The organism is Chryseobacterium amylolyticum (assembly GCF_051011775.1).
In the GTDB taxonomy this organism is placed as follows: Bacteria; Bacteroidota; Bacteroidia; order Flavobacteriales; family Weeksellaceae; genus Chryseobacterium.
The window spans coordinates 287,319-301,523 of record NZ_JBPCHX010000002.1; the positions used below are offsets into that span (position 1 = coordinate 287,319).

Sequence of the window (14,205 nt, forward strand, 5' to 3'; positions counted from 1 at the left end):
ATGAAAAATAAATTATATATAATTGCTTTGTCAAGTTTATTGCTTGGAGCTACTTCATGTAATGATTATCTTGATATTAATGAGAGCCCAGATAGAATTTCTGTAAATGATCTGACTCCTAACTTTGTTTTTCCAGGAGCTGTTACAAACAGTTATTATGTGCAGGCAAGAAGATTAAATCTTTTTGCGGGATTAATGATGAATAGTGTTGCAGGAAATTCTTATTCTTATGGAACACCTTTTGTAGATGAGTACTCTCCAAATATTACAAGTGCATTCTATGCTGATGTTTGGGATCAGTTATTCAGAAATGTAGCTAACTTCCAGTTTGTTTTAGATTATAGTGATCCAACAGGAGAATATACTCAATATAAAGCAATGTCTAAAATCATGAAAGCTTATTATGTTCAGACATTAACTGATTTATGGGGGGATATGCCATATTCTGAGGCTTTCAAAAGAGAATTAAACCTTACTCCTAAATATGATAAAGGAGAAGATATCTATAAGGCTTCTATTGCTGATATTGAAAGTGCAATCCAGATGATTGATTCTAATAAAGGTGCTAATCCAGGTAGTTCTGATGTTGTTTTCAAAGGATCTATGAGCAGCTGGAAAGCTTTTGCTAATACATTGAAACTTAGATATCTTATCAGAATGTCTAATGTTACAGGTGATTTAGCAACTTATAGAGATCAAAAACTTGCAACTTTACAAGGGGCAACATTTAATACAGCTGATGTAACTGTTAATCCTGGATATTCTCAAAGTTCTGATGCTCAACAAAACCCTTGGATGAACTATTATGTATACACAAGTGCAGGTGCTCAACCTCAAAACTGGACTTTAGTTGTACCTTCAGAACATATTGCAATTGCTTTAAATGGTAATGCTGTTCATAGAGAGGGGCAAGCTACAGTTCCGGACACAAGAAGTGTATACCAAAAGTTTAATGGAATTGTTGATGGAAGAAGAGGTAGAATATTTACTCTTGTTTCAACAAAAGATAATAATAATGTTACTACAGCGAATGTTGAGGGAGTAAGGCAAGGTGCTACTCCTGGGCAGCCAGGTGCTCCATCACTTAGAACTGTTTCAAGAACTGGTGATGGATTAATTGTAGGATCTCAAACTATTGGGGCTACTGATGCTGCTGGAAGAAAAGCTGAATTAATCCAGAAGGGCTCTTCAAAAGCAGGTGTTCTAATGACAAAAGCAGAAACCGAATTTTTATTAGCTGAAGCTGCTCTACGTTATCCAGCACAATTTTCTGCAGCACAGGCGCATTTCGAAAGTGGTATTACTGCGTCTTATGCCTACCTAGGTGCATCTGGTGCGACAACTTATATAGCTAGTGTAAACGCTGTGCCTAAATTAGGATGGACTGGTACGGATACTAATAAGCTTGAGGCAATTATGACTCAAAAATGGATTGCTTTAACAGGAATCAACCCCGAACAATCTTATTTTGATTATACAAGAACATCTTATCCGGAAACGCCGTTACCAACAATCTCGCTTAAAGCGGTTAAACCAAACAGATTGTTGTATCCAAACTCCGAATATCAATCAAATGCTAACAATGTTCCAAGTATGGCAGCAGATGATGTTTTTGCTAAAAATAAATTTACCCCATTCTGGGCTAGAAACTAATTTTTGTAATACAATTTTAATATATTTTACCGCCTTCGGGCGGTTTTTTGTTTTTAGGACCAAATGTTTGACAAATAAAAAAATATGTCTAGCATAGCATTTGTGGCCGTCATAGACACTTTGTGTCTAATTACATTTTTCAAGTCGTTGACATTCAAATTGTTTATGCTATCTAAGACTCAATTTAATATAGATATTATCAATTTAAACAATTGTTATTATTTTTTAAATGAAATTAATGATCTAGTAATTTGTTTTTCTTAAATATTTTATTTTTAACTTATTTTAATAGTTTTTTTATTCTTTTTGTTTGATAATGTTGAATTAATTGTAAATTTTTCATATTTTACTTTGTGGTATTAATAAAGTTTTACAAATTTGTAAAGTCACAAAAATTAATTTGATATGAAGAAACTAACAACCAGTCTTATAGTTTTGGTATTGTCTTCTTCTGTTGCTATTGCAAATGCTCAACAGAAAAAAAACGATACTGTTACACAGACAAAAGAGATTGAAGGTGTAGTAGTAACTGCACTTGGAATCAAAAGAGAGAAAAGATCTCTCGGTTATGCTACCCAAGAAGTAAAAGGGGAAGACGTCAATAAAAACCCTACGACTAACTTCCTAAATAACCTATCTGGTAAAGTTGCAGGTTTGGAGATTAAGCAAAGTACAAACTTTGGAGGATCAATCAACGTGGTTACAAGAGGTTTTAAGTCGCTATTGGGAGATAATCAGGCTCTTTTTGTTGTAGATGGGGTGCCTATCATGAATAAAAATATCAATACAGCCAGTCAGGCAACAGGTGGAGGTGGTTATGATTATGGAAGTTCAGTATCTGATATTAACCCTAATGATATAGAAACTCTGAATGTTCTCAAAGGAGCAGCAGCAACAGCTCTTTATGGATCCCGAGCTCAAAATGGGGCGATCATTATTACAACAAAAAAGGGAAAAAGAAATAAAGAAGGTATTGGAATGGAGTTTTCTACTTCTATCACAATGTCTTCAATAGATAAATCTACATTTCCTAAGTATCAAACCCAATACGGACAGGGGTATACTGGTAACAGCTTTAGCAGCACATTATATCAGGGAAGCCCAAGGGTAGCTTTCGGTAATGATGCTTCCTATGGATCTCTTTACGATGGCTCAATGGTTTGGCAATATGGGGCATTCATTCCGGGGTCGCCTACTCAGGGACAGAGAACACCATGGCAGATGGCTAAAAACGGCCCTATTAAGTTTTTCAATACGGGAACTAATTTTGTAAATAGTTTAGCATTTAGCGGTGCAGATGATAAATCGAGTTATCGTTTAAGTTATACTAATACCGATGCCACGGATATTATGCCAAACAGTTCATTGATAAAAAATAATTTTAGTGGGAATGCATCATATAAACTGACTGATAAATTAACTGCTAATCTTTATGCAAATTACATTACGCAGAAAACTATCGGCCGTAATACTACTGGTTATAATGATAATATCATGACTAATTTCAGACAATGGTGGCCTACCAATGTTGATATAAAAGATCAGGAATATTTATATCGCACTTTCCAAAAAAATTATACATGGAATATGAGGGGGATTTCTGACTTAACACCTGCCTTTTGGGATAATCCATACTTCCAGAGATATGAAAATTATCAAAATGACTCTAGAGATAGATTTGCAGGAAATTTTAGTTTAAGTTATGATGTCACAAAAGATATTAATCTATTGGTGAGAATGGGACGAGATGGATATACTATGATCACTGAAGACAGAAAGGCGGTAGGCTCATATGCAGGAAATAGTTTTGGATTAAATGGAGCAGTGAATCAGCCTTCAGGTTATGCAACAAGTCTTTATAAGTTTTCTGAAACCAACTATGACTTCATAGGTACTTATAAAAAAAATATTACTGATGATTTTAATGTTAATGCGTTATTAGGGGGTAATATTAACGTACAGAAAACATATTCTAATCAGCAGTCTACATCAGGAGGATTGTATATTCCAGGTATTTATACTATTGCAAACTCAGCATCCGCGCCGGTTCGTCCTTTGATTTCTGATTTGACAAAGTATGTATATGGAGTGTTTGCCCAAGTTTCCTTGGGATATAAAAATACTTATTTTTTAGAAGGAACTTACAGAAGAGATCAATCAACAGCACTACCTGATAACGATGCTGTATACTGGTATCCATCATTATCTGCAAGTGTGGTGTTTTCAAACTTAGTGAAAGCTAATTGGTTAAATTTTGGTAAAATTCGGGCTGCCTACGCAAAAGTAGGTTCTGATACCGCTGCTGATCAGCTTTTGAACAGGTATTTTTCGCAACCATCTTACGGAGATATTCCGATATATGCTTATAATACTACGTTAAGAAATTTTGAGCTTAAATCTCAGGGACTTAAAAATTTTGAAGTTGGTATTGAAGCAAAAATGTTTAAGAATCGTTTAGGGTTTGATGTAGCTTGGTTTCAAAATAAAGCCTACGATCAGATATTACCATTACCCGTATCTTTTGCCAATGGAGCTCTGGCAAAAACTCAAAATGCCGGTGAGTTAACCACAAAAGGATTTGAGGTTTCCATTAATGCAACACCAATTAAATCAACCAATTTCTCTTGGGATCTTAGCTTAAACTGGTCTAATCCTTGGACAAAAGTAACAGCACTAGCACCAGGTATTGAAAATATTACAATAGGAAGATTACAGGGTGGTGTTAGTATTAATGCCCCTCTGGACGGTGATTATGGATCAATATGGACCTCGGATTATGTTTATGATTCAAATGGAAATCCTATCGTAGGAGCTAATGGGGCTTATTTGGTGACTGATACACCAACTTATAATCAGGGAAGTTTCCAGGCTAAATGGACAGCAGGATTAAGCAATACTATCTCATATAAAAATCTATCATTAAGCTTTTTAATTGATTGGAAAAAAGGAGGTAAGGTGTATTCGTTAGATCAATATTATGGATATGGAACAGGTATATATCCCGATTCTGTAGGATTCAATGATTTAGGTAATCCTATTAGAAATACACTCGCCAATGGTGGAGGTGTTATCTTGCCGGGAGTAATGGAAGATCCTAATAACCCAGGGCACTTCATTACAAATACCATTAGATTGGATAAATCTCAATCTAGTCAGGTTTTGGGAACAGACCTTCCAGGAGCAGCTTATGTATATGATGCAAGCTTTGTGAAATTAAGAGAAGTTGCTATTACTTATAGATTTGATAAGCACGTGTTTAATTCTAAATTTATACAAGGAATGTCTGTAAGTTTAGTAGGTAACAATCTTTGGATTATTCATAAGAACTTACCATACTCTGATCCGGAGGCGGGTTTGTCTTCAGGAAATATTCAAGGGTACCAATCAGGTCCTATGCCGGCTACAAGAAATATCTCCTTTAATGTAAAAGTTAATTTCTAAAGAATATGAAAAAATATATATTAACACCAATATTAGCTCTCTTGTTTATAGGTTGTACAACAGGTGATGATGTGAATCTTGATCAACATGCTAACTACAATACAACTCAAGAGTCTTTGCTTACATATGCGCAAAAAGAGCTAAGTGATTATATGAATACACCTAATGTTAATGAAAATAACTTTAGGCTTACAATGCAATACTGGCAAGAAACGATTTATGTAAATGAAAGTAACTATGATTTTACAAACAGAAATGTTTCAAATAATGTTTGGACAGACAACTATGTAAATGTATTAAAGAATTTAGACCAGGCGGAAAAAATAATCAATGAATATGTACCAACACCTGCAGAACAATCTACCTGGCCGGGAAAAAAGAAAAATCAACTGGCAATTGTAGATATAATGAAGGCTTACACCTATCAGGTTTTGGTAGATACTTATGGAGATATTCCTTATACCCAGGCTTTAAATATTGATCTTTATCCGCTTCCAAAGTATGATAAAGCATCAGATATATACTCTTCACTTATTTCAAAATTAAGTACAGATATAAATAATTTATCTGGCAGCAGTGGAACTTTTGGTAATGGAGATATATTTTATAATGGAGATATTTCAAAATGGAAAAAATTTGGTAATTCTCTGTTATTAAAATTGGGGATTGCTTTAGCTGATGTTAACCCTGCTTTAGCTCAGTCTACTGTAAATCAGGCAATTTCGGGAGGGGTTATGACTTCTTCAAGTGATAACTGTCAGTTCGCTTATTTGGCTGCTTCTCCTAATCAGAATCCTATATTCCAGGAAACAGAATCAAGAGATGATTTTATTGCAGGAAAAACATTGGTCGATTATATGAATACAACTATGGATAATAGAATTGCCAAATATTATACCGATGTTGATGGCGTGTATATCGGACAGGTAATAGGGGCTCCTGGAGAATTTTCAGAATTTTCAAACGCAGGTGATTTTGCTTATACAGCTACAACACCTGGCCTTATTATGACCTATACAGAAGTTGCATTTTATCTTGCTGAAGCTGCTGCAAGATGGGGGATAGGTGGAGCACCGGCTACTTTGTATAACTCAGCTGTAACATCTTCTTTTGCGGATTGGGGATTAGCATCTGATGCCGCTGCTTATATTGCAGCACATCCTTATAATGCAGCTAATTGGAAGAAATCAATCGGTGAACAGGCCTGGGTGGCAATGTATAATCAATCAGTGACTTCCTGGAACTTCTATAGAAGACTGGATTATCCACAACTTGTAGCTCCGGCTACAGCAATTCCAAATGCTGGGGGGAGAGTTCCGGTAAGGCTTCAGTATCCAGCTGCCGAAGCAACAACAAATGGGACTAATTATGCCGCTGCAAGTGCTGCTATTGGTGGAGATAAATTAACTACAAAGATTTTCTGGGATGTAAATTAATGCTAATAATTTTTAATGCATATTATACCGCCGCCTTCGGGCGGTTTTTTTATTTAATAATATCATTGTTTAATCATTAAACGGAGTAATATGAATAATTAAATTGAATTATTTTTCTTAATATTTTAAAATTATAGTATTTTTTTTATATATGTGGATTTTTTAACTTATTTTTTTTGTTAATTATTGTATTTTGTTGCTTATAGATGATAAATTTTTATTTTTTTTAACGTTTTTGTTTGAATTATTGAATATAATTGACAAATTTGTACGGATATAAAAATAATTGATATGAAGAAACTAACAGCAAGTCTTCTTGTTTTAGTGTTGACTTCTTCTATGGCAATAGTTAGTGCCCAAGAGAAGAAAGATACCATTAAAGCAAAAGAAATTGAAGGAGTGGTAGTAACTGCACTTGGCATTAAAAGAGAAAAAAAATCTTTGGGGTATGCATCGCAGGAAATTAAAGGAAGTGCGCTTACAGATGGAACAACAAACACTGGAAATATTGCTGCACAGTTATCAGGTAAAGTTGCTGGACTTAATGTTACTACCAATAACAACTTTGGAGGATCTTCCAATTTGGTTATAAGAGGAGTAAAATCACTGGCAGGCGGTAACCCGTTAATTGTTATTGATGGATCACCCGTTAATAATGCCAGTACCCGAGAAAACTCAATTGATTATGGTAATGCTCTTTCTGATATCAACCAGGAAGATATTGAATCCATAAACGTATTAAAAGGAGCTGCAGCCTCTGCACTGTACGGTGAAAGAGGATTAAATGGTGTAATTGTTATTACAACGAAGAATGGAAAAGGAAAGGATGATGGTTCCTGGGGAGTTACACTTTCCTCCGCGATACAGGTAGGGTTTATTGATAAGTCTACTTTCCCTGAATATCAGACAAGGTATGGAGCCGGTTATTCTCAGAAATTCGGAACCCAGGCTTCTGATGGTTTGAATAATGCAAACTTTGGAGCAGATGCTTCTTGGGGCCCGAAATTTGATCCTAATTTATTGGTGTATCAGTGGGATTCATTTAATCCTTTGTCCCCAAATTACCAAAAGGCTACTCCTTGGGTAGCCGCTAAAAATGGACCGATTAAATTTTTCGAAAATCCAGCCTCATACATCAATAGTGTAACGTTAGAAAAAGGACAAAAAGGGAAAAACATCAGTTTTACTTATGAAAATATGATGTCTGATGGATTAATGCCTAACTCGCACCTGAATAAAAATAATTTTTCCTTAAAAATTAATTATGATCTAACTCCAAAATTGCATTCTTCTTTTTATTCTACAATGACATTACAGGATACGAAGGGTAGGAGTATTACAGGGTATTCAAACAATATTGCTACCGGTTTCAGACAATGGTGGCAAACCAATGTCGATATTAAGGATTTGCAAAATTTATATTTTGCAAATGTGGATCCGCATGTAGCTAATGCATCCAATAATTATGGTAATGTTACATGGAACAGAAAGTCTGCTGCAAATGGGGCACCTGCATATTGGAATAACCCATATTTCCAGGCTTATCAGAATTATTCTTCAGACAAAAGATATAGAAATTTTACTTATGGTCAGGTTACATATGATCTGCTGGATAATATTTCTGTTACCGGAAAAGTTTCTTATGACAGGTCAAATCTTATGGCTGAAACAAGGTTGGCTGTTGGATCTTTGCCACAGGCTTTTGGACTGTCAAATAACTCAATTGGTTCCGGATATGGAAGACGTGATATACTGCAGACAGAGACCAATTATGATTTAATGGTGAATTATAAATTCGATATTACTGATAATATTAACCTTTCGGGAGTTGTAGGAGGAAATATACGTAGAAATTATTATAATTCAATCTATGCCTCAACAGAAGGAGGATTGATAGTACCTGGAATTTATGCTTTATCAAACTCTAAAAAGGCACCTCTAGCACCGGATGAAATAGAATATACAAAACAAACTAATTCGTGGTACGCAACGGCATCATTTGATTTCTATAAAAAATTCTATTTAGATGCGACATTTAGGGTAGAGGAAACATCAACATTATTAAAAGGTAACAATGTTTTTAATTATCCATCAATCACAGGAGCAGTGATTATGTCTGAAATTCTAGATACTAAAACATGGATGAATTTTTGGAAAATCAGAGCCAACTATGCTCAGGTTGGAGGATCTGCTGATTCTTATCTACTATATAATAATTACAAATCCGCCGGAATTTTATCCAATCAAGGAATTTATAACTCTATTTTAAATCAATCTTTTCCAGGTCTGCAGCCTCAAAAGGCTAATGAATTTGAGGTGGGGACTGAAGCACATTTCTTAAAAGATAGAATAACAGTTGATTTCGCCTATTATAAAACAAGAACTACTCCTCAGATTCTTAATCCACTTCCTACGTCTGCAGCTATAGGATATACAGGTAAAGTATTCAACGCCGGTAGAATTGATAATAGTGGAGTAGAAGTACAGTTAGGATTGGTACCAATAAAGACAAATAATTTTACTTGGAATATTGATGCGAACTGGTCTAAGAATCAGAATAAAGTAGTAGAACTATATCCTGGAATTAATAATTATCTCCTGAATAGTTTTCAGGGAGGAGTGTCTTTAAATGCCAGAGTAGGTGAAGCCTGGGGAACATTGATCGGTGCTGATTATACTTATTTAAATGGACAAAAAGTTATTGACCCTAGCACAGGAAAATATTTGCAAAACCCAAATCAGGTAATAGGTAATACTACTCCGGACTGGATTGGGGGGATTAGAAATAGCTTCAGCTATAAAGGATTTTCTTTAAGCTTCTTGATTGATATGCGTAAAGGAGGGGATATATTCTCAACAGATATGTATTATGGATTATCATCCGGTCTGTATAAAGAGACCGCTGAAGGAGACTTCAGAGACAAACCTATTGTTTTGCCAGGTGTTCTTCCTGATGGTACTCCAAATAATATTGCAATATCACCTGTTGATAATAGTGGTTCTACCGGGTACAAAACACAGCCTGCAAGCGCATTTGTTTATGACGGATCTTTTATTAAGCTAAGGGAAGCAAGTATTGGGTATACACTTCCAAAATCCTTATTAGCAGGAACAAAGATTTATGATGCTAAAATTTCGATTGTAGGTAGAAATCTATGGATTATTCATAAAAATTTGCCATATGCTGATCCGGAAGCGATGGTAGGAGGAGGAGTTAGCTCTTACGGATGGTCAATCGGTTCAATGCCTACAACAAGAGATTTGGGTATCAATGTTACATTTAAATTCTAAATTACTTTAAAAATGAAAAATATTATAAAAATAAGTTTGGTGTCTGCATGTATTGGATTAGCTTTAAGTTCATGTCAAAGTGATTTAACTTCTCTTAATGATGACCCTAAACACCCGTCGGTTCTTCCATCTGATAACTTACTAGCTACTGCATTATACCAGTCATCTTATTATATGGATAACCCTAGTGTAAATTTTAATAATTACAGATTCTTTACACAACAATGGGCGGAAACTCAGTACCCGGACGAAACCCAATATAATTTGGTAACCCGTAATCAGCCTCGTAATCATTTTAACAGAATGTATGTTTACAGTATTAACAATCTGAAACAAGCAAAAGTGAATTTGATGAATGAAGTAGAAACGGATGATATACGCACTAATAAGTTGGCAACCTTAGAAATTGAAGAAATTTTTATTTGGGAAAATATTGTGGATACTTATGGGGATGTTCCTTATTCTGAAGCTTTCAAACCGGATGAGATTCTAACCCCTAAATACGATGATGCTAAGACTATTTATCTTGATTTGATCAAAAGAATCGATGCTGTTACTGCTACTATAAAACCTGCAGCTACAGGTTATAGTGATCTGGTTTACGGAGGTAATATGACTAAATGGAAGAAATTTGCTAACTCTATTAAATTAAGATTAGGGATGAATTTGGCAGATGTTGATCCTGCATTGTCAAAAACTACTGTTGAATCTGCAATTGCCAGTGGTGTTATTTCTTCTGATGACGATGCTTACAAATTTAAATATGATGGAAATACTTTTTCCAATCCGGTATTTGATAATTTAGTAGCCTCGAATAGAAATGATTTTTTACCTAGTGAATTAACAATTAATACTATGAACGCTCTTTCCGATCCAAGAATGGATGTGTGGTTTACCAAAGTAGGAGGAGTATATAAAGGAGGAGTTTTTGGAGAATTAAATGATCCATATACTAATTTCTCTCAATTAAGCTCTTATTTCAGAAGTGCTACTGCAGCATCCAATCTTTTTAGTTATGCGGAAGTAGCCTTCTTAAAAGCAGAGGCTGCTGCAAGAGGATATTCAGCTGGTGGAACTGCTGCAGAGCTTTATGCAGCTGCTGTGAAAGAATCTATGAGGGAGAATGGAATAAGTGGTACCATCGCAGATGCATATGTGCTTGCACATCCTTATAATCCGGCTAACTGGAAGCAGTCTATAGGTGTACAAGCTTGGATTGCTATGTTTAATAAAGGTTTTGCTAGCTGGAACTTTACAAGACGTTTGGATTACCCTGTTCTTGTGAATCCTCCGAAATCTAATTTATCTTCAGTGCCTTACAGAATGCCTTATTCTGATCAGGAATATGTATTGAACGGAGCTAATGTAAAAGCTGCCGGTGATAAAATTGGTGGAGATAAGGCTACAACAAAGCTTTTCTGGGATAAGAATTAACACATATTTTATTAACATTCATATTATACCGCCTTCGGGCGGTTTTTTTATTTCCGTATATTTGTACTTCAAAATTTTGAAATGAAATGCGGGCTATTACATGTGGCCTATGAAAAATAAGTATGAACACATGAATATTAAAGATATTATAGAGCAAAAACTTTCGGAAGTCATTTTAAATGTATATCAGTTAAAAGACATCAAACTGGAAGTTCAGGAAAATAAAACTGAGTTTGAGGGCGATTTTACGATTGTCACTTTTCCGTTGGTAAAACAGTTGAAAAAGAATCCTGAAAGCATCGGGGTTGAAGTAGGAGAGGCTTTGACAGAGCAGACAGAACTTTTTGAAAGCTTCAATGTCGTAAAAGGATTTCTTAATGTTAAGGTGAAAAACCAATTGTTTGTGGATAACTTCAGGTCTGTAAGTGAAAATTTCTCTACAATAGAAAAGAAAAATTCTACGGTAATGGTAGAATATTCTTCGCCGAATACTAACAAACCATTACACTTGGGCCACATCAGAAATAACCTGTTAGGATTCTCGGTTGCTCAGATCTTAAAAGAAGCGGGATATGATGTGATTAAAACTCAGATTATTAATGACAGAGGAATTCATATCTGTAAATCCATGCTGGCATGGGAGAAATTCGGGAACGGAGAAACTCCTGAAACAACCAATACCAAAGGAGATAAATTTGTTGGAAACTATTACGTAGAATTTGACAAAAACTATAAAAAAGAAATTGCAGAGCTAGTAGAGCAGGGTGTAGGAGAGGAGCAGGCTAAAAAAGAGGCTCCGGTAATGAAGGAAGCTCAGAAAATGCTTCTCGATTGGGAAAACGGAGATGAGAAAGTAAGAGCGCTTTGGGCAGAAATGAATTCATGGGTTTATAAAGGATTCAATGAAACGTACAAAAGATTAGGCGTTGACTTTGATCAGGTTCAGTATGAAAGCAATACTTATATTTTAGGGAAAGATCTTATTCAGGAAGGATTGGATAAAGGAGTTCTGTACCAGAAAGAAGATGGTTCTGTATGGTGTGACCTTACAGATGAGGGTCTTGATCAGAAACTATTGCTGCGTTCAGACGGTACTTCAGTTTATATGACGCAGGATCTTGGAACAGCCGTAGAGCGTTTTAAGCAAAATAATATTCAGAAACTGATCTATACAGTAGGAAATGAACAGGATTATCACTTCCAGGTTTTATTTAAAATCCTGAAAAAGTTAGGATATGAATGGGCAGACCAGCTGTATCACCTTTCTTACGGAATGGTGGAATTGCCTGAAGGTAAAATGAAATCCCGTGAAGGGACTGTCGTAGATGCTGATGATCTGATGCAGGAAATGTATGAGACCGCAAAATCTAAGGCTCAGGAATTAGGAAAACTGGAGACTCTTTCTGAAGAAGAGAAAGAAGCTTCTTATGAAACAGTAGGACTGGGAGCATTGAAATATTTTATGCTGAAAGTGGATCCTAAGAAAAAAATGCTTTTCAATCCTGCAGAGAGTATTGATTTCAACGGGAATACAGGTCCGTTTATTCAATATACTTATGCACGTATTCAGTCATTGTTGTCTAAAGCAGGTACTTTGCAGACTGGAACAGCTGAGATTGAATTAAATCAGTCTGAAAAAGAATTGATTATGCAGTTGGCAAACTTTAAAACTGTTGTAGCCAAGTCAGCAGAAACATTAAGCCCGGCATTGGTTGCCAATTATGTTTATGACCTTGTGAAAACATACAACTCTTTCTATCAGAATAATCCGATTCTGAATCAGGAAGATGAGAAGATAAAACAATTCCGTTTGAATATTTCAGATATCACAGCGAAAACGATCAGAAAATCGTTGGAACTGCTGGGAATCGGAACCGTAAACAGAATGTAAACATAAAATCCTCCTGAAATTCAGGAGGATTTTTTTATATCAGTTAATCGGTTTTTATGCTGGCAATTCGATCGCGCATCTCAAAATCCTGAACCTAGAATCCCGCATCCCGCATTTTATGTCTTATCATCGGGCTCACTATGCATCTGCTTCAAACTATCCGCATACAACTTAGCCGGAGTCCATCGTGCATGCTTGGAAAGCGTAACTTTATATCCCTTTTTATAAGTGTAAACCTTGGTAAATTCAGCACCGAAAAATATCAGCATACAGGAATAGTTGATCCACATCATGATGAGAATAACCGTTCCGGCTGCACCAAAGGCTGAGGTAGGCTTTACCTGGTTAAAATAAAGGCTTAATAAAAATTTTCCGAGGGTAAATAAAACGGTTGTCAGAAATGCTCCTTTCCATACAGGTTTCCAGCTGATCAAAACATCAGGGAGCACTTTAAACATTAAAGCAAATAGGAGCATAACCAAGCCAAAACCCACCGCAAAATTGACAAGTTCTACCAGCATATAGGTTTCAAAACCAAAATATTGGGTGATAATTGTATTAAACAGACTGATCAGAGAAGACAAAATCATAGTGATCATCAAAAGAAATCCCAGAATAAGAATCATTCCTAAAGAATTGGCTCTGTCCAGTAAAAATTTAACCAATGCTTTTTTAGGTGCAGCTTCTACTTCCCAAAGTGTATTCAATGAATGCTGAAGCTGGAAAAAAAGCGTTGTAGAACCAAAAACCAATGATCCGACTCCTACAGCTTTCATAAAAATATTTTTTTTGTCAATCAGAGCGCCTGCCAGCATCCCCTCGATACTTTTTGCCACATCCGGACCCATAATACCGCTGATCTGGGTGCTGATCTGTCCGCGGATCGCTTCCTCTCCAAAGAAATTTCCAAGTACCCAGATAATAATGATCAGTAATCCGGGTATTGAAAAGATAGCATAATAGGCAAGACTTGCTGAATCTTTTGACGCAGAAGAATTGTTCCATTCTGTAAATGTGTCTTTCAGAACCTCCCAGAAAAATTTGGCAGTTTTGATCATA

7 protein-coding genes are annotated in these 14,205 nt (G+C 35.6%); 6 read left to right on the forward strand and 1 reads right to left on the reverse strand.

Annotated features, from left to right (window positions below; genetic code table 11):
• The 6 genes from ACR1PO_RS06495 to argS all read left to right on the forward strand — a co-directional run bounded on the left by ACR1PO_RS06495 (window position 1) and on the right by argS (window position 13,146).
• Window positions 1-1,653: a SusD/RagB family nutrient-binding outer membrane lipoprotein gene (locus tag ACR1PO_RS06495; protein ID WP_433986236.1), complete on the forward strand. Its 1,653-nt coding sequence runs from the start codon at window positions 1-3 to the stop codon at window positions 1,651-1,653.
• A gap of 405 nt (window positions 1,654-2,058) precedes the next feature.
• Window positions 2,059-5,094 carry a SusC/RagA family TonB-linked outer membrane protein gene (locus ACR1PO_RS06500; protein WP_433986237.1) on the forward strand — a complete coding sequence of 1,012 codons (3,036 nt, stop codon included), beginning with the start codon at window positions 2,059-2,061 and terminating at the stop codon, window positions 5,092-5,094.
• Window positions 5,095-5,099: 5 nt separating this feature from the next.
• Window positions 5,100-6,530, forward strand: coding sequence for a SusD/RagB family nutrient-binding outer membrane lipoprotein (locus ACR1PO_RS06505; protein WP_433986238.1), 1,431 nt, complete (start codon window positions 5,100-5,102; stop codon window positions 6,528-6,530).
• A 291-nt stretch (window positions 6,531-6,821) separates the two neighbouring features.
• Window positions 6,822-9,821 carry a SusC/RagA family TonB-linked outer membrane protein gene (locus ACR1PO_RS06510; RefSeq protein WP_433986239.1) on the forward strand — a complete coding sequence of 1,000 codons (3,000 nt, stop codon included), beginning with the start codon at window positions 6,822-6,824 and terminating at the stop codon, window positions 9,819-9,821.
• Between the two features lie 12 nt (window positions 9,822-9,833).
• Window positions 9,834-11,255, forward strand: coding sequence for a SusD/RagB family nutrient-binding outer membrane lipoprotein (locus ACR1PO_RS06515; RefSeq protein WP_433986240.1), 1,422 nt, complete (start codon window positions 9,834-9,836; stop codon window positions 11,253-11,255).
• Window positions 11,256-11,385: 130 nt separating this feature from the next.
• Complete coding sequence (gene argS, locus ACR1PO_RS06520; protein WP_433986505.1) at window positions 11,386-13,146, forward strand: arginine--tRNA ligase; 1,761 nt, start codon at window positions 11,386-11,388, stop codon at window positions 13,144-13,146.
• Window positions 13,147-13,262: 116 nt separating this feature from the next.
• Here argS and ACR1PO_RS06525 read toward each other — a convergent pair whose 3' ends face one another.
• A complete protein-coding gene (locus tag ACR1PO_RS06525; RefSeq protein WP_433986241.1) occupies window positions 13,263-14,204 on the reverse strand; it encodes a YihY/virulence factor BrkB family protein in 942 nt (313 codons plus the stop codon).
• Between the last annotated feature and the right edge of the window lies 1 nt (window position 14,205).

Excerpts from the sequence above, each read along its gene's own strand:
- ACR1PO_RS06495 (WP_433986236.1), top strand. The coding sequence starts at position 1 with ATGAAAAATAAATTATATATAATTGCTTTGTCAAGTTTATTGCTTGGA.
- ACR1PO_RS06500 (WP_433986237.1), top strand. The coding sequence starts at position 2,059 with ATGAAGAAACTAACAACCAGTCTTATAGTTTTGGTATTGTCTTCTTCT.
- ACR1PO_RS06505 (WP_433986238.1), top strand. The coding sequence starts at position 5,100 with ATGAAAAAATATATATTAACACCAATATTAGCTCTCTTGTTTATAGGT.
- ACR1PO_RS06510 (WP_433986239.1), top strand. The coding sequence starts at position 6,822 with ATGAAGAAACTAACAGCAAGTCTTCTTGTTTTAGTGTTGACTTCTTCT.
- ACR1PO_RS06515 (WP_433986240.1), top strand. The coding sequence starts at position 9,834 with ATGAAAAATATTATAAAAATAAGTTTGGTGTCTGCATGTATTGGATTA.
- argS (WP_433986505.1), top strand. The coding sequence starts at position 11,386 with ATGAATATTAAAGATATTATAGAGCAAAAACTTTCGGAAGTCATTTTA.
- ACR1PO_RS06525 (WP_433986241.1), bottom strand. The coding sequence starts at position 14,204 with ATGATCAAAACTGCCAAATTTTTCTGGGAGGTTCTGAAAGACACATTT.